At 74.0% G+C, this 18820-nt stretch carries 20 protein-coding genes; 13 read left to right on the plus strand and 7 right to left on the minus strand.

The window, feature by feature from the left end; genetic code table 11:
• Positions 1 to 10: 10 nt before the first annotated feature.
• The 3 genes from WBQ80_RS06740 to WBQ80_RS06750 all read right to left on the minus strand — a co-directional run bounded on the left by WBQ80_RS06740 (position 11) and on the right by WBQ80_RS06750 (position 3588).
• Positions 11 to 1534 (minus strand): ATP-dependent DNA ligase, encoded by a 1524-nt coding sequence (locus tag WBQ80_RS06740; protein WP_336570450.1) that lies wholly within the window; start codon positions 1532 to 1534, stop codon positions 11 to 13.
• A gap of 94 nt (positions 1535 to 1628) precedes the next feature.
• A complete protein-coding gene (locus WBQ80_RS06745; RefSeq protein WP_336570451.1) occupies positions 1629 to 3101 on the minus strand; it encodes a basic amino acid/polyamine antiporter in 1473 nt (490 codons plus the stop codon).
• A gap of 55 nt (positions 3102 to 3156) precedes the next feature.
• On the minus strand, positions 3157 to 3588 hold the full coding sequence (locus WBQ80_RS06750; RefSeq protein ID WP_336570452.1) for a VOC family protein: 432 nt from the start codon (positions 3586 to 3588) through the stop codon (positions 3157 to 3159).
• Between the two features lie 345 nt (positions 3589 to 3933).
• Here WBQ80_RS06750 and WBQ80_RS06755 point away from each other — a divergent pair, with 345 nt between their 5' ends.
• From WBQ80_RS06755 to WBQ80_RS06785, 7 genes are all read left to right on the plus strand, one after another.
• Positions 3934 to 4956, plus strand: a complete 1023-nt coding sequence (locus WBQ80_RS06755) for a 1-aminocyclopropane-1-carboxylate deaminase (protein WP_336570453.1) — start codon at positions 3934 to 3936, stop codon at positions 4954 to 4956.
• Positions 4957 to 5165: 209 nt separating this feature from the next.
• A complete protein-coding gene (locus WBQ80_RS06760) occupies positions 5166 to 5603 on the plus strand; it encodes a GNAT family N-acetyltransferase (protein WP_336570454.1) in 438 nt (145 codons plus the stop codon).
• Positions 5604 to 5640: 37 nt separating this feature from the next.
• The gene (locus tag WBQ80_RS06765) at positions 5641 to 5970 is read left to right on the plus strand and encodes a hypothetical protein (RefSeq protein ID WP_336570455.1); all 330 of its coding nucleotides are present in this window, start codon (positions 5641 to 5643) and stop codon (positions 5968 to 5970) included.
• 57 nt (positions 5971 to 6027) lie between these two features.
• Positions 6028 to 6978: an NAD(P)/FAD-dependent oxidoreductase gene (locus WBQ80_RS06770; RefSeq protein ID WP_336570456.1), complete on the plus strand. Its 951-nt coding sequence runs from the start codon at positions 6028 to 6030 to the stop codon at positions 6976 to 6978.
• 55 nt (positions 6979 to 7033) lie between these two features.
• Positions 7034 to 7444: a hypothetical protein gene (locus tag WBQ80_RS06775; protein WP_336570457.1), complete on the plus strand. Its 411-nt coding sequence runs from the start codon at positions 7034 to 7036 to the stop codon at positions 7442 to 7444.
• A 38-nt stretch (positions 7445 to 7482) separates the two neighbouring features.
• Positions 7483 to 8394: a 3-methyladenine DNA glycosylase gene (locus WBQ80_RS06780; protein ID WP_336570458.1), complete on the plus strand. Its 912-nt coding sequence runs from the start codon at positions 7483 to 7485 to the stop codon at positions 8392 to 8394.
• A 129-nt stretch (positions 8395 to 8523) separates the two neighbouring features.
• The gene (locus WBQ80_RS06785) at positions 8524 to 9303 is read left to right on the plus strand and encodes a VOC family protein (protein WP_336570459.1); all 780 of its coding nucleotides are present in this window, start codon (positions 8524 to 8526) and stop codon (positions 9301 to 9303) included.
• Between the two features lie 122 nt (positions 9304 to 9425).
• Here WBQ80_RS06785 and WBQ80_RS06790 read toward each other — a convergent pair whose 3' ends face one another.
• Complete coding sequence (locus WBQ80_RS06790; RefSeq protein WP_337282500.1) at positions 9426 to 11678, minus strand: beta-glucosidase; 2253 nt, start codon at positions 11676 to 11678, stop codon at positions 9426 to 9428.
• Positions 11679 to 11954: 276 nt separating this feature from the next.
• Between WBQ80_RS06790 and WBQ80_RS06795 the strand changes: the two genes are divergently transcribed.
• A complete protein-coding gene (locus tag WBQ80_RS06795) occupies positions 11955 to 12875 on the plus strand; it encodes a hypothetical protein (protein WP_336570462.1) in 921 nt (306 codons plus the stop codon).
• Between the two features lie 17 nt (positions 12876 to 12892).
• Here the strand turns inward: WBQ80_RS06795 and WBQ80_RS06800 are convergent, their stop codons facing one another.
• Positions 12893 to 13333, minus strand: coding sequence for a hypothetical protein (locus tag WBQ80_RS06800; protein WP_336570463.1), 441 nt, complete (start codon positions 13331 to 13333; stop codon positions 12893 to 12895).
• Positions 13330 to 14187: an Fpg/Nei family DNA glycosylase gene (locus WBQ80_RS06805; RefSeq protein WP_336570464.1), complete on the minus strand. Its 858-nt coding sequence runs from the start codon at positions 14185 to 14187 to the stop codon at positions 13330 to 13332. Before WBQ80_RS06805 ends, WBQ80_RS06800 begins: the two co-directional genes overlap by 4 nt.
• A gap of 110 nt (positions 14188 to 14297) precedes the next feature.
• Here WBQ80_RS06805 and WBQ80_RS06810 point away from each other — a divergent pair, with 110 nt between their 5' ends.
• The gene (locus tag WBQ80_RS06810) at positions 14298 to 14708 is read left to right on the plus strand and encodes a YybH family protein (protein ID WP_336570465.1); all 411 of its coding nucleotides are present in this window, start codon (positions 14298 to 14300) and stop codon (positions 14706 to 14708) included.
• 46 nt (positions 14709 to 14754) lie between these two features.
• Here the strand turns inward: WBQ80_RS06810 and WBQ80_RS06815 are convergent, their stop codons facing one another.
• Entirely contained in the window at positions 14755 to 15387 is a 633-nt protein-coding gene (locus WBQ80_RS06815; protein WP_336570466.1) for a glyoxalase, read from the minus strand.
• 146 nt (positions 15388 to 15533) lie between these two features.
• Between WBQ80_RS06815 and WBQ80_RS06820 the strand changes: the two genes are divergently transcribed.
• From WBQ80_RS06820 to WBQ80_RS06835, 4 genes are all read left to right on the plus strand, one after another.
• Complete coding sequence (locus tag WBQ80_RS06820) at positions 15534 to 16073, plus strand: flavodoxin domain-containing protein (protein WP_336570467.1); 540 nt, start codon at positions 15534 to 15536, stop codon at positions 16071 to 16073.
• 139 nt (positions 16074 to 16212) lie between these two features.
• Positions 16213 to 16956 carry a DUF2306 domain-containing protein gene (locus WBQ80_RS06825; RefSeq protein ID WP_336570468.1) on the plus strand — a complete coding sequence of 248 codons (744 nt, stop codon included), beginning with the start codon at positions 16213 to 16215 and terminating at the stop codon, positions 16954 to 16956.
• A 4-nt stretch (positions 16957 to 16960) separates the two neighbouring features.
• Positions 16961 to 18121 carry a sensor histidine kinase gene (locus WBQ80_RS06830; RefSeq protein WP_336570469.1) on the plus strand — a complete coding sequence of 387 codons (1161 nt, stop codon included), beginning with the start codon at positions 16961 to 16963 and terminating at the stop codon, positions 18119 to 18121.
• The gene (locus WBQ80_RS06835) at positions 18118 to 18801 is read left to right on the plus strand and encodes a response regulator transcription factor (protein WP_336570470.1); all 684 of its coding nucleotides are present in this window, start codon (positions 18118 to 18120) and stop codon (positions 18799 to 18801) included. Before WBQ80_RS06830 ends, WBQ80_RS06835 begins: the two co-directional genes overlap by 4 nt.
• Positions 18802 to 18820: the final 19 nt, after the last annotated feature.

The raw sequence follows: 18820 nt of genomic DNA on the forward strand, positions 1-18820 counted from the left end.
CTCCCCTCGTTCAGCCGCGCAGCAGCCCGCGCAGGGCCTGGATCGTGTCGGCCTCGGCGGCCGGCTTGTCGTCGCGGTAGCGCTTGACGCGCGCGAACCTCAGGGCGACGCCGCCCGGGTAGCGGGTCGAGCGCTGCACTCCGTCGATCGCGATCTCGACGACCGTCGTCGGTTCGACGAAGACCGTCGAGGCGGTGCGCCGCGTCTCGATCTTCGGGAAGTGCTCGGTCTGCCACCGCAGCAGCTCGTCGGTCAGCCCCTTGAACGTCTTGCCGACCATGACGAAGCCGCCGGCGTCGCCGAACTCGCCGGTCGGGTCGAGCGCGCCGAGGTGCAGGTTGGACAGCCGGCCCGTGCGACGGCCGGACCCCCACTCGACGCCGAGCACCACGAGGTCGTACGTGTGCACCGGCTTCACCTTGACCCAGCTCGAGCCGCGACGGCCCGCCGCGTACGGCGAGTCGACGCCCTTGACGAGCACGCCCTCGTGCCCGGCCGCGAGCGCCTCACGCGACACGCGCTCGGCCGTCTCGGAGTCGGCCGTGACCTCGCCCGGGATGCGGTGCGGCCCGGCGATGCGCTCGAGCTCGCCGAGGCGCGTGGAGAGCGGCTCGTCGAGCAGGTCGCGCCCGTCGACGTGCAGCACGTCGAAGAACCACGGATGCAGCACGACCTCGCGCGCGACCTCGGCGCCGAACCGCGCCATCGTGTCCTGGAAGGGGCGGGGCCCGCCGTCCTCGTCGAGCGAGAGGGTCTCGCCGTCGAGGATCACGTCGCGGACGGGAAGCGCGCGGGCCACCTCGACGACCTCGGGCACGCGGTGGGTGATGTCGGCGAGGTTGCGCGTGAACACCCGCACCTCGTCGCCCGAGCGGTGCACCTGGATGCGCGCGCCGTCGAGCTTGTACTCGACGGACGCCTCGCCGACCTGCTCGATCGCCGCGGCCGCCGTGGGTGCGGATGCCGCGAGCATGGGCTGCACGGGTCGACCGACGACGAGCCCGACCGCCTCGAGTTCGCCGGGCTCGCCGGCGAGGGCGAGACGCGCGGTCTCGCCGAGGTCGCCCGAGAGCATGGCCGCCCGTCGCACGACCTCGCCGGGACGGTCCGCCGCACGCGCGATCGCGTCGGACACGACCCCCTCGAGCGCCCCCGTGCGGATCTCGCCGAGCAGGACGCGCGCGATGAAGTCCTGCTCGCGCTCGGTCGCGCGGCGGCCGAGCTCGCGCAACGTGCCGGCTCGCGCCGCGGTCGACCCGGCCCCGGATGCCGCGGCGAGCTCGTCGAGCGCGGCGTCGAGGTCGCCGATCGTCAACGACGCGGCATCCGCCGGGTCGCCCATCGCGCCGGAGAGGCCGCGCCAGCCGACGCCGACCCGCCCCTGCCGCGCCTTGCCGACCAGGAACCCGACCGCCGGGGCGATCTCGTCGGGCTCGAGGCGCTCGAGGACGTCGGCGAGCGCGTCGACCTTGGCCAGGCGCGACCGCGTGGATGCGACGCGTTCGGCGGTCGCGACGAGCTCCTCGAGCAGCACGCGCTCATCCTCGCACCGCCCGCCGACACGCGCACGGGGTTGCGCGCCCCCGGCCTCGCACCCGCACCCGCGTCAGGCGACGCGCGTTCGCGCGTCAGAGCACGATCCACCCGGCGGCGAGTCCGACGACCCCCGTAGCCGCGGCCGCCACCGCGAGCGCCACGATCACGGCCTCGCCCGGGCGCAGCATCCGCCGCCCCTGCTCGCGGCGGGCGAGCACGAACAGGATCGTCGCGGGCGCCTGCACGATGAACGACACGAGCACGTACGTGAGTCCGGCGCCGAGCAGCAGGAACACCACGTAGACCGTCGCGATCGCGCCGATGAGGATGTCGCCCACGCGACGGTCGGCACCGCCGCGCCGGCCGATCGCGAGCTTCAGCATGAACCCGGCCGCGAACAGGTACGGGATGAGCGCCAGCGCGCTCGTCATGTCGAGCGCGAAGTCGAACGCGTCGGACGAGAAGTACGCCACGACGAGGATCGCCTGCGCGAACACGGTCGAGGCGAGCAGCGCGCCGACCGGCACGTCGCGATCGTTCGTCCGGGCGAACCCCCGCGGCATGTCGCCGTCGCGCGCGGCCATGAAGACGACCTCGGCGGCCATGAGCGTCCAGGCGAGGTAGGCGCCGAGCACCGACACGATGAGCCCGATGCTCACGAGGACGGCGCCCCACGGTCCCACCGCAGCCTCGAGCACGCCCGCCATCGAGGGCTGGCGGAGCGCGGCGAGCTCGGACGCCGGCAGCACGCCGTACGAGACGATCGTGACGGACGCGAACACCGCGAACACCGCGAGGAACCCGGACACGGTGGCCCGGCCGACATCCGCTCGCCGCCTCGCGTGCCGCGAGTACACGCTCGCCCCCTCGACGCCGAGGAACACGAAGACGGTCACGAGCATCGTGCCCTGCACCTGCTCGAACAGGGTCGCGCCGCCGACGGATGCCGCGCCTCCGGCGAGCAGGTTGCCCGCGAACACCTCGGGGTCGAAGGCGAACAGCGCGAGCAGCACGAACACGACGATCGGCACGAGCTTCGCGATCGTGACGATGCGGTTCAGCGCGGTCGCCTCGCGCACGCCGCGGCGCACCAGGAGGAAGAAGCCCCACAGGCCGAGGGACGAGAGCACCATCGCGAGCACCGTGTCGCCGTCGCCGAGCGCGGGCACGACCGCGCCGATGGTCGACATGATGAGCACCCAGTAGGTGACGTTGCCGACGCAGGCGCTCGCCCAGTAGCCGAACGCCGAGAAGAAGCCGAGGAGCTCGCCGAAGCCCTCCTTCGCATAGGCGTAGACGCCCGCGTCGAGGTCCGGGCGCCGCACCGCGAGGCGTTGGAAGGCGATCGCGAGCGTCAGCATGCCGAGCCCGGCGATGCCCCACGCGACGAGCGCACCGACGACGCCCGTCTGCTCGGCGAATCGGCTGGGCAGCGAGAACACGCCCGCGCCCACCATCGAGCCGACGACGATCGCGGCCAGCGTGACGACGCCGACCTCGACCGGGCCCGAGGGGCCGCCGACGGATGCCGCCGGCGCTCCGCCGTGCGCGTCGCTGGTCGCCACCGTTCCTCCCGCGGACGGCCCGGTCGCTCGCCGCGGTACCGCCCGCCGTACGGTACTACATCATCATCGTGCGCCCGTCGGAGAGCACGGGCGAGAGCATGCCGAACAGGTTGCCGTCCGGGTCGTGGAGGTAGCCGCCGCGGCCGATGCCCTCCATGTCGGCGGCGGCCATGGCCTCGGTCGCGCCGAGCTCGATCCCGCGGCGCATGAGGTCGTCGACGCTGCCGTCGACACCCACCACGACGTTGCAGCCGTTCACGGGCGCACCGACTTCCGGACGCGGCCCCTCGCGCTGCGTGAGCCCGCCGTTGATGCCCATGCCCGCCGTGCCGGCGCTGTTGCCGATGGCGCCCTCGCCGGTGTCGATCGTCCAGTACGGCGTATCGCCGTACTGCGTGAACCGCCACCCGAAGAGCTCGGAGTAGAAGTCGATGAGCCGTTGCGGCTCGGTCGCGTGGATCTCGAAGTGCACGACGAGGTTCGCCATGATCCCCTCCAGGTCGGATCGGGTCGAGCGCCGGCGCCCGTTCGAGCGGCTGCCACGCTCCGGATGCGGCACACGGTACGCCCGCCCGCCGACATCCCGCGACCCCCGGAAGGGCTCGGCTCGCCCCCGTTCGCACGGCGCACCGGGTGCGCCCGGGCGTCGGCAGCCCCGGCCCGGGAGTTGCGCCGGGTTGACGGATGCCGCGGCATCCGCTGCAATATATTGCATGCCGCCGCCCCGACGCGCGACCGGCGATCGCCCGACGTCGCTGCGCGACGTCGACGCGGCGATCGCGACCGACGACGAGGCCGACCCTGCCCCCACCCCATCACCAGAAGGAGCACCATGGCCCTCGCCGACCTCCCCCGCCACCGGCTGACGTTCGGGCCGAGCCCGGTCCACCCGGTCGACCGCCTCAGCGCGCACCTCGGCGGCGCCCGCGTCTGGATGAAGCGCGAGGACGTGAACTCCGGCCTCGCGTTCGGCGGCAACAAGACCCGCAAGCTCGAGTACCTCGTGCCCGACGCGCTCGCGAAGGGCGCCGACACCCTCGTCTCGATCGGCGGCGTGCAGTCGAACCACACCCGCCAGGTCGCGGCCGTCGCCGCGCACCTCGGCATGAAGGCCGTGCTCGTGCAGGAGCACTGGGTCGACTGGCCCGACTCGGTGAACGACCGCGTCGGCAACATCATGCTGTCGCGGCTCATGGGCGCCGACGTGCGCCTGTCGCCCGCGGGCTTCAGCATCGGGTTCCGAGAGTCGTGGAAGCAGGCGATCGCCGACGTCGAGGCCGAGGGCGGCACGCCGTACCCGATCCCCGCGGGCGCGTCCGACCACCCGCTCGGCGGGCTCGGGTTCGCGAACTGGGCGCACGAGGTCGCCGCGCAGGAGGCCGAGCTCGGCGTGTTCTTCGACACCGTCGTCGTGTGCTCGGTGACGGGATCCACGCACGCGGGCATGATCGCGGGCTTCGCCGACCTCGAGCAGAACTTCGGGGGTCGGCCGCGCCGCGTGATCGGCATCGACGCGTCGGCGAAGATCGACGAGACGCGCGAGCAGGTCGCGCGCATCGCGCGCAGCACCGCCGAGACGATCGGCCTCGGGCGCGACATCCGGGACGACGAGATCACGGTGCTCGAGGGCTGGGCGGGCGACCGCTACGGCATCCCCGTCGAGTCCACCGACGAGGCCATGCGCCTCACCGGCCGCCTCGAGGGCGTCATCCTGGACCCGGTGTACGAGGGCAAGTCGATGGCGGGGCTCATCGAGCTCGTGTCGAGCGGCGACATCCCGAGGGACTCGAACGTGCTCTACGCGCACCTCGGCGGGCAGCCGGCGCTCAACGCCTACTCGGGTCGCTACCACTGATCCGAGCGGATGCCGCGTCGCCTGGCCCCGGCCGGGATCCGGTTTCCGCGTGAACTCGTTGACGAAGGGGCGCAACACGCCGTTCGCCTCCGCTCACGCGCGGCGTGTCGCGCCCCCTCGCGGGGCACGGGTTCTGGGCCCGGGGCGGCCGGTGGACGGAGGCGCGGGGCGGGACGGGCGGCGCGGGACGGGGCTGGCAGAATCGGCGGATGGCTCGTGGCATCCGCTTCTCGTCAGACCCCGCCGACGTCGACCGCGCGCGCGTCCACCGCTGGCTCTCGGAGCACGCGTACTGGGCGCTCGGCCGCCCGCGCGAGGTGCAGGATGCCGCGATCGACGGTTCGCGGAACTACGGCGCGTACGACGATGAGACCGGCGAGCAGCTCGGCTACGCGCGCATCGTCACGGACGGCGTGACGTTCGCGTGGCTGTGCGACGTCATCGTCGACCCCGACGCGCGCGGCCGGGGCGTCGGCGCCGGGCTCGTGGAGTTCGTGCTCGCCGACCTCGCCCCGCTCGGGCTCAAGCGCATCGCGCTCGCGACGGGCGACGCGCACGGGCTGTACGAGCGGTTCGGCTTCGAGCCGCTGTCGAACCCCGAGCAGTGGATGGTGCGCGGCGTCAACGCGGTCGAGCGCACGCCCTGAGCCGCCGGACGTCGGCGGCCGGTCGTATCCTCGGCTCATGGCGACGACGAATCCCGATCGGGAGCGGGCGCTGGCGCGCCTCGCCGGCCTCGGCGAGGTGGTCGAGCGGCCCGAGGTGACGATGCGGCGCATGTTCGGCTCCGAGGGGCTGGCGGTCCGCGGCAAGCTCTTCGCCTTCGCGTCGACCGGCGGCGACCTCGTGGTGAAGCTGCCCGAGGCCCGCGTCGGCGAGCTCGGGCTCGATCCGATGGTCATGCGCGGCCGGCCCATGCGCGAGTGGGCGGTCGTGCCGTACGCCGAGGGCGAGGAACGCTGGCGGGCGATCACCGACGAGGCGTTCGCGTTCGTCGACTCGATCACCCCGTGAACGCGGGCGGCACGGCCGGTAGAGTGACGAGCCCGGTGGCACGAGCGGAGTGGTGGGATGGACGCGACTGACCTGGACGTCGTCATCATCGGCGGCGGAAGCGCGGGGCTCAGCGCCGCGCTCATGCTCGGGCGCTCGCGGCGCCGGGTGCTCGTCGTCGACGGCGGAGCCCCCCGCAACCGGGTCGCCGGACACATGCACGGCGTGCTCGGTCGCGACCATTCGTCGCCGCTCGACCTGCTCGCGGCGGGCCGAGCCGAGCTCGAACGGTACGACGGCGTCACGGTCGTGTCCGACGAGGTCGCGTCGGCGACCCACGTCGACAGCGGCGCGCCGGCGTTCGAGGTGCGGCTCGCCTCGGGCGCCCGGCACACCGCCCGGCGCGTCCTCGTGGCGACGGGCCTGATGGACCGGCTGCCCGACGTGCCCGGGCTCGAGCCGCACTGGGGTCGCGGCGTCGTGTCGTGCCCGTACTGCGACGGTTGGGAGGTGCGCGACCGGCGGATCGCCGTGATCCCGACCTCCGCGGCCAACGCGCACCAGGCGCAGCTGCTGCGGCAGCTCTCGATGCACGTGGTGTTCCACGCCGCGGCGTTCGTCCTCCCCCCGGCGGCCCGTGCGGGCCTCGTCGCGCGGGGCATCGAGATCGACGACCGGGTGGTCGCCGAGGTCCTCTCGGACGACGACGGCGCGCTCCGCGGCATCCGCTACGACGACGGCGGCGAGCGCGAGGTCGACGCGATCTTCGTCGCCCCGCGTCCGCAGCCGAACGACGCGGTGCTGCGCGAGCTCGGCGCGCGTCGGATGCGCAACGACGGCGTCGACTGGGTGCTCGTCGACGACGACGGACGCACGAGCGTGCCCGGTGTCTGGGCGGCCGGCAACGTGGTGAGCGCGCGCGCGACCGTCCCGATGGCGATGGCGGCGGGAAACGCCGCGGGTGCCGGGCTCAACGGCGACCTGCTCGACGAGGACATCCGCATCGCCGTCGCCGCCGCGGGCGGCTGACCGCCCGCCGCGGGCGGATGTTGCCGCTCCCGCCCGGCGGTGCCAGCATGAGCGCATGATGCGGATCGTGGGGGCGATCGGCGCGGCGCAGCTCGTGCTGGGCCTCCTCGGCCTGCGCAGGGCGTATCGCGAGGGACTCCCCGGCGACGTGCCGGGCGTGCGCGTGAGGACGGTGGACGAGATGCGCCGCCGGCACTGGATCGAGGGCACGTCGCTCTCGGCGCCGACCGCGATGCTCGCCGTGCAGGGAGCAGCGAGCGCAGCGCTCCTCGTCGCACCCCGGCCGCCGATGCTCGCGGCGCGCGTGCTCGGCGTCCTCGGCGCGATCATGTCGATCGGGTACCCGATCGAGCGCGTCTGGCGCGAGTCGCTCGTCGCACCCGATCGGCGGACGACGCCGCTCACGGTCGGCGGCTTCCTGCTCGCGCTCAAGCTGGCGATCCTCGGCTGGTCGGCGGGCCGGTGAGGGATGGCGCTCCCGGCCGGGGCGCCTATCCTCGTCGGGTGACCACCCCCGCCGCATCGACCGCCCTTCGCGAGCCCGCCGCCGTGCTCGCGGCGGCCGACTGGCGCGAACGCGAAGCGGCCCATGCCGAACGCGCCGACGCGCTGACCGCAGCGCACCGCGAGCGCCGCGCGCGCGGCGAGCCGCACCCGATCGAGGACTTCCTCTTCACGTACTACTCGTACTCCCCCGGCCTGCTGCGCCGGTGGCATCCGGGCGCCGGCGTCGAGCTGGCGGATGCCGCGGCCACGCCGCGAGCCGAGTGGCGGTGGTACGCCCCGGGCGCGACATCCGGCGGCCTCGTCGTCGACCACGGCGCGATGCGCCGCGACAAGGGCGCGATGCTCGGCGTCGTCGAGCGCCTCCTCCGGCGGACCGCCGCGCGTCCGGCGCAGTTCGGCTGCTTCGGACTGCACGAGTGGGCGATGGTGTACCGGCAGGGCGAGCACCGGCATCCGGTGCCGCTGCGACTCGGGCAGGCGGCCACCGACGAGGTCGTCGAGGCGCACGACATCCGCTGCACCCACTTCGACGCGTACCGGTTCTTCACGCCGGATGCCGCGCCACGCAACCGGTTCGCGCCCACCCGCGAGACGCAGCCCGACCTCGAGCAGCCCGGCTGCCTGCACGCCGGCATGGACGTCTACAAGTGGTCGGTGAAGCTCGGCCCCCTCGCGCCGGGCGACGTGCTGCTCGACGCGTTCGAGCTCGCGCGCGACATCCGGTACCTCGACATGCAGGCGTCGCCGTACGACATGGCGGCGTGGGGCGGCGAGCCGGTCCGCATCGAGACGCCCGACGGCAAGGCGCAGTACGTGCGACGGCAGCGGGAGTTCGCCGACCGCGCGAACGCGCTGCGGGCCCGCCTGCTGGCGGCGCTCCCGGGACGGGACGACCCGACGCGCGCGTGACGCGCCGGGCCGCGGAGCCCTTCGAGAACGGATGGCGCGGTGCTAGCCTCGCGATCAGCACGCCCGTCGCCCGAACGACGGGCGCGGACCGGCCCTCGGCCGTCAGCTCCGATCGACACGGGAGGCGTCATGCCCGGATCCGAAGACCTCGTCGCCGGTTCGCCCGCCTGGGTGGATGTCAGCACCACCGACCTCGAGGCGACGATCGCCTTCTACCGCGAGCTCTTCGGCTGGGAGGCCCAGCGCGGTGACGAGGAGCGGTACGGCGGCTACGTGACATTCCGTCACGACGGCCGGCGCGTCGCGGGCGCCGCGCGGCGGCAGGACACCGACCCGAGCCCGCCCCACTGGACCGTGTACCTGCTCACCTACAACGCCGCGGCGACGTCGCGCACCGTCGCGGAGGCGGGCGGCACCGTGCTGTTCGAGCCGATGGACATCCCCGACATGGGCGTGATGGGCCTCGCGATCGACGCCTCGGGTGCGGTGGTCGGCTACTGGCAGCCCGGCAACATGGCGGGGTTCGAGTCGTTCGGCGAGGATGACACGGCCGTCTGGTTCGAGCTCGCGGCGAGCGACTTCGATGCGGCCGAGCGCTTCTACGGGCACGCGTTCCACTGGGAGGTCGAGCACGGCGACGGCGAGCCGCGCTACGCGGTGTACCGCCACGGCGGCCGCAACCACGCGGGCATCCTCGACGCGAAGGAGCTCCTGGGCGACGAGCTGCCGCCGACGTGGAGGGTCTCGTTCGGCGTGGCCGACGTCGAGGAGGCGGTCGAGCGCGCGGTCCGCGCGGGCGCGACGCTCGTGGTGCCGCCGCAGGACCTGCCCTCCGGCCGGCGCGCCGGCCTGACGGACCCGACCGGGGCGTACTTCGTCGTCGAGTCCCGCACCCCGTCCGCCGACTGACGCCGTCGGTCGCATCGGGCGCGAAGCGCGCCCGCCGCGACCCGCCCCACGGACGACGGGCGCCCGACCCCCGGGAGAAGGTCGGACGCCCGCCGCGGTCCGTGCGTCAGCGCCTCAGCGCATCAGCCGCGGCCGTTCGCCGCTGCAGCCGGCGCCTCGAGGTTGAGCTGCAGCGTGTCGGCGAGGTGCAGGTCGCGCGAGGAGGATCCCACGGAGACCTCGTAGCGGCCCTTGGGCGTGACCCATCGGTCGGCGTCGACGTCCCAGACCGAGAACGGCCGGTTGCTCGACGACGAGTCGACGACCAGTTCGACGCGCGTGCTCTCGCCCGCCGCGAGCTCGATGCGGTCGAAGGCGACGAGTCGTCGCCCGGGCTCGTCCGCGGCATCCGGCAGCGCCAGGTAGACCTGCGGGATCTCGACGCCGTCGCGGTCGCCCGTGTTGGCGACCGTGAACGCGACCCGGGCGACGGCGCTCGCACCGGTGCGGTCGCGATCGACCTTCACCTTCAGGTCGGAGTAGGCGAACTCGGTGTACGAGAGGCCGTGGCCGAACTCGAACAGCGGGTCGATGCCCTGCTCGTCGTACCACTTGTAGCCGACCTGCAGCCCCTCGGAGTACTCGACCTGCCGGATCTCGTCGGAGCCCGCGGGGCGGGTCGTCGAGCCGTCGGAGAACACGCCCGGGTACTGCTCGGGGGTGTTCGTCGGGGTGTCGGCGAGCGACTTCGGGAAGGTCATCGGCAGCTTGCCCGACGGGTTCACGTCACCCCAGAGGAGTCCCGCGAGCGCCGGGCCGAACTGCTCGCCCGAGTGCCAGGCGTGGAGCACCGCGTCGACGTCGTCGATCCACGGCATCTCGACCGCGCTGCCGGCGTTGATCACGGCGACGGTGCGGTCGGATGCCGCGGCCACGGCCTCGATCAGGGCGTCGCCGTTCGCGTCGAGCCGCAGGTCGGCGAGGTCGGTGGTCTCGCCCATGGTGTAGTGGCCGAAGACGATCGCGACATCCGCCGCGGCCGCGACGGCCGCCGCCTGCGCCGGGTCGGCGCCGTTGTCGTAGACGACCTCGCCGCCGGCCTCCTCGACGCGCTCGGTGATGCCGGTGAGCGGGTCGACGATCGCGTCGCAGTTCAGCGCGGTGCCGCGGATGAACACGAGGTACCACGCGCAGCCGGTCTTGGCGCTGACGCCGCTGGTGGCGGTCTTCGATGCCGTCTGGCCGATGACGGCGACGGTCGGGGCGTCATCCGCGAGCGGCAGCACGCCGTCGTTCTTCAGCAGCACGGTGCTCTGCTCGGCGATCTCGCGTGCGAGCTGCTTGTGCTCGGCGGTCGAGACCCCCGGGATCGCGGTCGCGGGCACCGGGTGGTCGAACAGGCCCTTCTCGATGTAGGTGTGCACGACGTCGAACGCGGACTGCCGGATCTGCTCCTGCGTGATCTCGCCCGCGGCGAGCGCGGCGTCGAGACGCGCGGGGGTGTACCAGATCGGGCGGTTGAGCTCCTGGTCGAGGCCCGCGTCGAGCGATGCGGCGGTGGAGTGCACCGAGCCGAAGTCGCTCATGACGTACCCGTCGAAGCCGGCCTGCTCGCCGAGGCTCGTGGTGAGGATCGGGTTCTCGCACGCGTAGACGCCGTTGACCTGGTTGTACGAGCACATGACGCTGCCCGGATCGGATTCCTTGACGGCGATCTCGTACGGGAGGTCGTACACCTGGCGCAGCGTGCGCTCGTCCATGTTCGACGAGCTCGTGGTGCGGTCGACCTCCTGCTCGTTCGCGACGTAGTGCTTGAGGTTCGCGACGACCGGCTTGTCGGGGTTGCCCTGCTCGAGGCCCTCGACGTTCGCCGCGGCCATGAGTCCCGAGAGGAGCGGGTCCTCGCCGAAGTACTCGGACGTGCGACCCGAGAGCGGCGTGCGGCCGCTCGCGATGCCGGGGCCGAGCACGACCGCGCTGCGGCTGTCGAAGGACTCGCTGCCGTGCGCGGCGGCCTTCTGCTCGCCGAGCTCGAGGTTCCACGTGGAGGCGACGGCGATGGGTCCCGGCCACGCCGTGGTGCCGGCCTTGCCGTAGACGCCGTCCGGCCCGTTGGCGTAGATGACGACGGGCGTGCAGGGGACCTGCACGGGGTAGACGACGGGGTCCTCGCCCGCGAATCCCGGGTTCCAGGTGGTGCGGGTCGGGGTGTTGGCCGGCTGCTCGACGAGCCACCGGTACATCTGGTGCTGCGAGCTCGCGTCGAGGAGGGCGTTCGCCCGCTCCTCCGAGCTCGCGGACGTGTCCATCCAGGGGTACGCCGAACAGTCCTCCGCCGCCGCCGGCATGGCGGTCGCGGCGAGGACGCCGCTCGACAGGATGACGGCGCCGGTCATCAGCGCCGCGAGGCGCCTGCGTGGACGGGGGCCCGCCCCGTCGTGCATCCGGCTCTTGTGCATCGTGTTTCTCCCTCTCCATCGAAGGTGGATCGCGGTGTGCGACGCGTCTCCCGCCGAGTCGCCGGCTTTTGTAGACCGATCTACAACGGTAGACCGGTCGACAGTTTTACACGTTTCAAGTCGTGTGGGCAACCGTCGCGTCCGCCACACTCGTGATGCTCGGCGGCTCGGGGCCGAGTTGAGGATGCCGGGACCATCGCGCATGCTCGGATGATGCGCCCTACCGCATCATCCCCCCAGCGCCGCGTCGTCCGCAGCGCCCTGATCGCCGCGCTCGCCCTCGGGCTGCTGTCGGCGTGCGCCGACAGCGGCGACCCCGGCCCTGCCACGCCGCGCACCGACGTCGAGCGCGAGGAGGCGCTCGAGGCGGGCATCGAGGAACTCGACGGCGTGGCCTCCGTCGACATCGGCGGCATGGAGCCCCGGGACGAGCACCCCCGCTACACGACCGTCACGGTCGACGGCGAGGCCGACGCCGAGACGGTGCTCGCGGCATCCGACGGCGTCGCCGACCTCGCCGCCCGGATGCGGTGGGAGGACCCCATCACGATGCGCGCCGACCCGCCGGGGGCCGCGACCGCCGACGCCGGCGCCCCGGCGAGCGCCGACCCCTGGTGGTCGCTCGAGGTGCATCCGACGACGGATGCCGCGGCGACCCGCGCCATGCTCGCCGCCCTGCTCGAGGCCGCCCGCGTCGACGGCGTCGTGGGGCTGTCCGTCGTCGACGGCTGGCCGTACGCGGCGCTGCTGGAGCCCGACCGCGTCGCGGACCGCTTCGACGAGCTCCGCGACACGTCGCTGTTCGCCCGGGGCGGCACGTTCTCGCTCCGATCGGAGCAGCCGTGGCTCAAGTTCACGCACGTCGAGGGCGGCACGTCGCCGCGGCTGATCGAGGAGCTCGTCGCGATCTCCGAGGCGTACCCGCACTCCGAGGTGCTCCTCGAGGCTCCCCGCTTCCCCAGGCTGTACGTCGCGCGCGTCACGACCGCCGAGGCGGAGGGGATCGCCGTCCGGCTCGCCGATCCGTCGCTGCGCGACGGCGTCGATCCCGAGGCCGGTCCCATCGCATGGCAGGTCACCTCGCCCGACGGCGACGGCACGGGCTACTGGGAGGGCGAGGTCGGGTCGGGCTGACGGTCGACCGCGCTGGGTCAGCGACCGACGAGGTCGTTCAGCCAGCCCGGACCGGTCGCCTCGACCGAGGCGGGCAACCGCGCGCGCAGCCCTCGGTCGGCGGTGACGACGAGCACGCGTTCCCCTGCACCGTCGGCGCCGACCGCGACCTCGACGATCGTGGCGTCGCCGTCGGCCGGCGCACGGACGACGTCGAGACCGGCCGGCGCCGCGGCATCCGTCGCCCGCCCCTCGACCACCGCGACGATGCGGGCGATCAGTGCCGGCTCGCCGTCGGCCAGGTCGGCCGCGCTCCCCACGAGCGGCCGGAGGGCGGCGAGCAGCCGGGTCGCCGCGCCGGCACGGTCGCGCCACCACCCGTCGGGCCGCGACCCCATGACGTTGGCCACGTCGACGACGACCGTGACGGGCCGCGCGGATGCCGCGCCGCCCGCCGCGCCGCCCGCCGCGTCGCTCACGCGCCCTTGAGCGGCAGCAGTTCGCCGCCGGTCTGGCACTCGGGGCAGTACTGCGCCGTCGTGCTCGCGAAGCTGAAGTCGCGGATCGTGCCGCCGCAGCCGGGGCACGGCTCGCCCGTGCGACCGTGCACGCGCATGGCTGCGCCCTTCGCCGCCTTCTGGTCGGCGATCGGGATGCCGCGGCGGTCGTCGATCGCCGACCGGATGACGCCGACGGTCGCCTCGTACAGCCGGTCGAGCTCGTCGGCGCCGAGGGTGGCCGCGTGCGCGACCGGGGAGACGCGCGCAGCGAACAGGATCTCGTCGGAGTACGCGTTGCCGATGCCCGCGATCGACTCCTGCTCCTGCAGCACGGCCTTCACCTGCTTGCGCCGGCCGACGAACGCGCGGTCGAAGTCGGCGCGGGAGAACGCCGCGTCGGCCGGGTCCGGGCCGAGCTTGGCGACGGCCGGCACCTCGGCGGGGTCGTCGACGACCCACGCGGCGAGGGACACCCAGTCGCCGGCATCCGTCAGCTCGATCGTGCTGCCGTCGTCGAACGCGAGGGCCACGAGCGTCGGCGGAGGCGGGGCGTCGCCCGCGGAATCCGTCGGCGGGTCGACCGCATCGACCGCCCACCGGGCCCACCCGTGCCGGCCGAGCGACACCACGAGGTGCGCGGAGCCGAGCGAGAGGTCGACGAGCTTGCCGTGCCGGGCGACGCCGATCACGCGTTCGCCGACGATCGACGGCAGGGGCCGTGCGCGGGTCTTGGTGACGCGGAACTCGACCACGTCGACGTCGGTCGCGGCCCTGCCGCTCAACCGCTCGCCGAGTTGCTCGACGAGCGCCTGCACCTCGGGTGACTCGGGCATGCGCCCAGCCTCCCACGCCCCGCCGACGGTGTCAGCCCGGGGTCCGCGACGCACGAGCGGATGGCGCCTGCCTCTCGCGCCGCGACGCCGGTGAGGGGCATGCTGGTCCCATGAACGACCGCGAGGAGTTCCTGAACTGGGTCTACACGTCGCTCGCGCAGGCCGAACGGGCCCTGTTCGACGGCGACGCCGTCCCCCGCCGCGACATCTGGTCGCGCGAGGAGCCGGTCACCGTGCTCGGCGCGTGGCGCACGGCGTCGAACCGCCAGGAGCTGGTCGAGGCGTTCGAGGTGCTCGCGTCGAGCTTCTCGAACTGCACGGCCTACACGCTCGAGCTGATCTCGTGGGACGTGCGGGGCCGCCTCGCGTACACCGTCGGGTACGAACGCGTCACGACGACCATGGACGGCCGGCCGCGCGACTTCTCGCTGCGCGCCACCCAGGTGTACCGGCGCGAGGCGGACGGGTGGAAGGTCGTGCATCGGCACGCGGACGCCGTCGGCAGCAGCGCCGGGTCGTAGCCGCCGCGACGCAGGCCCCGCTCGGGTGATCGCCCGGGGCGTGGGACTACCCCCGCGACTCCGCCCACTCGAACCCGTCGGGGTCGACGAAGGCGCCGCCGTCGCCGGCGATCCGGATGCGGTGCGAGCCCGATCCGTCCGGTGCGACGCCGGCCGACTCGGCCAGCGCGCGCCGCTTGTAGAGGCCGAGCCCGATCGGGCTGCGCCCGAGGTCGAAGTCGACGTAGCTGCCGAAGCTCTTGCCGACGGCGAGGCCGCGCTCGGCGTAGAACTTCCGGCTGGTCCCGACGTCGTCGGCGCCGAGCAGCAGCACGATGTGGTCGAACGCCCGGCTCGCCGGCGCCGAGTCCTTCTTCGTCGACGTGGCGAGGTTCCAGATCGCGCCATCCGGTGCCTGCACGACGCCGCCGAAGCCCCAGAGCGACTTCGCGAGCGGCTTCAGGACGCCCGCGCCGGCGGCCACGGCCGCGTCGAAGAGCGCGGTCACGTTCGCGGGCTGCGGCGCGACGAGCGACACGGTGAACGCGCGGAACCCCTCGGTCGCGGCATCCGTGGCGGCGGTCCGCACCCGGTCGTCGAGGCCGAACGCGTCGCGGTAGAAGCGGGCGGAGGCCTCGGGGTCGGCCGCGCCGAGGGTGATCGAGTCGATGCTGGTCAGGGTCTTCGTCTCGGTGTTCATGTCCCCGACGCTACGCTCGGCGCGCGGGCGGGGCTTCTCGATTCCTGACGGATGGCGCACCCCCGAGTGACCTTGGTCACCGACGCCCGGACCCGGCCGGCGTAGCGTGCGGAGCCTGGACGCACGCAGCGATGGGAGGGATCGCCATGAGGGTGCTGGTCGCGTATGCGAGCAAGTACGGCGCGACGGAGGGCATCGCCCAGCGCATCGGGGAGACGCTCACCGGACGCGGCCTCGAGGTCGAGGTGAAGCGGTGCAAGGACCTGGAGGAGGCATCCGGCTACGACGCCTACGTCATCGGGTCGGCCACCTACGAGTTCAACTGGCGGAAGCCCGCGAGGAGGTTCGTCGAGCGCAACGCGGACCAGCTCGCCGCGAAGCCGACCTGGCTGTTCGCCAGCGGGCCGCTCGGGACGGAGACCGTCGACGAGAAGGGCGAGGACGTGCTCGAGGGCGCGAGGCCCAAGCAGTTCGACGCGTACGAGGAGCTCATCCACCCGCGCGGCACGCAGGTGTTCCGCGGCGCGTACGAGCACGACCGGATCCGCGGCGCCGACCGGATCATCGCGTGGATGCCGGCGATCCGCGACCTCATGCCCGAGGGCGACTTCCGGGAGTGGGATGCGATCGACGCCTGGGCGTCGTCGATCGCCGAGGAGCTGCAGGCGTCGTCCGCTCGTCCCTGAGGTCGGGCGCCGGCGCGGCGGCCCGGCGGCTCGGCGGGCGGAGCGGGCCGACCCCAGGAGCGCGCCTCGGCCGATCGGCTGAGGAGGGTCGGGCCGGGTGGCCGATGTGCGCCGCGCGGCGGGGCACGAGCATCGAGGCATGACGCAGACCTCCCCGCCCGCACCGCGCGCCGAGCGACGCCGAGCGCGTCCCGAGTGGCTCGCCCCCGCCGGCCTGATCGCGCTCAGCCTCGTGCCCATGTCAGCCGGCGCGTTCCGCCTCACCGAGCTCGCGAGCGGGGCGGCCGTGACGCCCGCGAACGCGCGGTTCTTCGACTCGCCCGTGCCGGTGGTCGTGCACATCATCAGCTCGGTCGTGTTCCTCGTGCTCGGCGCGCTGCAGTTCGCGCCGTCGCTGCGCCGCCGTCCGTGGCACCGGCGGGCGGGGCGCGTGCTCGTGCCGGCGGGCGTGCTGTCGGCCCTGTCGGGCATGTGGATGGCGGCGGCCTACGACCTCCCGGCGCCGAGCGGCACCGCGCTGCTCGTGATGCGGCTCGGATTCGGCACCGCGATGGCGGCCGGCATCGTCGTCGCGTTCCTCGCGATCCGCCGCGGCGACGTCCGGACGCACAGCGCGTGGATGACGCGCGCGTACGCGATCGGGCTCGGCGCCGGGACGCAGGTGTTCACCTTCCTGCCCTGGACGCTCGCGTTCGGCACGCCGAGCGAGCCGGTGCACGCGCTGCTCATGGGCGCCGGCTGGGTGATCAACCTCGCCGTGGCCGAGGTCGTGATCCGGCGGCGCGCCCGCCGCGGCATCCGGCGGCCACGGGCGCCGCGAGCGGCGACGGTCGACTCCCGCGACGGCGCCCCGTCGGCGGCCGCGGGTGCGCACCTATCATGAGGCCATGACGAGCCCGGCGCGCGCACTCTGGTCGGCGCCGGCCGCCCGGCCACCCGCGCCCCGACGGGTGTGGCGCGACTGGGTGCTCGTCGCGGCGCTCCCGCCCCTCATCGTGGTCGAGGCGGCGGCGCGGCCGGACGTGCCGTGGCGCTGGGCGTGGGCGGCGGTGCTCGTCGCGCTGGTGCCGACGCTGCTCTGGCGCCGCGTCCGTCCGTTCTCCATGCTCGCGATCGCCTTCGCGGTCGGCACGGCGGTCGGACTCGCGACCGGCGGCGATCCGCAGCTGTTCACGACGGCGTACTTCCTCGTGCTCGTGTACGCGGTGATGCGGTGGGGTTCGGGGCGCGCGATGCTCGGCGGCGCCGCCCTCGTGCTCGCGGGCATCGCGGTGCCCGCGCTGTTCGAGCCGCCGCCGCTCACCGACCTCGTCGGCGGTCTCCTCGTCGTGGTGACGACGAGCACGCTCGGCGTCGCCTTCCGATGGCGGGCCGGCGAACGCGAGCGCGAGCTCGAGGGCGTGCGACTGCTCGAGCGCGAGCAGCTCGCACGCGACCTGCACGACACGGTCGCGCACCATGTCTCGGCGATCGCCATCCAGGCGCAGGCCGGGACGGCGGTCGCACCGCACGACCCGGCCGCCGCGGCCGAGGTGCTCCGCGTGATCGAGGGCGAGGCGTCGCGCACGCTCGACGAGATGCGCTCCATGGTCCGGGTGCTCCGGCGAGCGGATGCCGCGGAGCTCGCGCCCGCGCCGGGGATCGCCGACGTCCGCCGCCTCGCGCGGTCCGCGGCGCCCGAGCCCGGGAGTCCGGTGGTCGAGGTGCGCGTCGAGGGAGAGGCGGCGGCCGCGGCGCTGCCGCCCGCGGTCGGCGCGGCGGTGTTCCGCATCGCGCAGGAGGCGGTGACGAACGCTCGCCGGCATGCGCGGAACGCGACGCGCGTCGAGGTGGTCGTCCGGGTCGACGCCGAGGGCGCCGAGCTCGAGGTGCGCGACGACGGCGAGCCCGTGGCATCCGCTGCACCGGGGTTCGGCATCACGGGGATGGCGGAGCGGGCGGCGCTGCTCGGCGGCACGTGCGAGTCCGGGCCCCTGCCGGGCGGCGGGTGGCGGGTGGCGGCGGCGCTTCCGGCGTCGGGGTGGTCGTCGTCGGGGTGGTCGTCGTGAGCGTGCGAGTGCTCCTCGCCGACGACCAGGACCTCGTCCGGACCGGCCTGCGGATGATCCTCGACGCGCAGCCCGGCATCGAGGTCGTCGGCGAGGCGCGCGACGGCGCCGAGGCGGTCGCGCTGGCCCGCGAGCTGCGGCCCGACGTGTGCCTGTTCGACATCCGGATGCCCGTGATGGACGGACTGCAGGCGACCAGGGAGCTGGCGGGGCCGGACGTCGTCGATCCGCTCCCGGTCGTCGTCATCACGACGTTCGACCTCGACGAGTACGTGTACGCGGCGCTGCGCGCGGGCGCCCGCGGCTTCCTGCTGAAGAACGCCGGTGCGACGCTGCTGCGCGAGGCGGTGCACGCGGCGGCGCGCGGGGATGCGCTCATCGACCCGAACGTCACGGTGCGGCTCATCGAGGCGTTCGCGGGGTCCGGGCCGGTCGCCGGTGCCGCGGACGCCGGGGCGGGCACGACCGCCGCGCCGTCCTCCCCGCTGACCGAACGCGAGGAGGACGTGCTCGCCGCGGTCGCCCGCGGCCTCGGCAACGTCGAGATCGGCCGCGAGCTGCACATCTCGCTCAGCACGGTGAAGACGCACCTCGCGAGCGTCATGGCGAAGATCGGCGCGCGCAACCGCGTCGAGCTCGCGATCTGGGCGCACGAGCGCGGACCGCGCGACCGCCGCTGACGGATCTCGTGCACCGGAC

Origin of the sequence: Agromyces sp. CCNWLW213 (assembly GCF_037199545.1) — a bacterium.
GTDB lineage: Bacteria > Actinomycetota > Actinomycetes > Actinomycetales > Microbacteriaceae > Agromyces.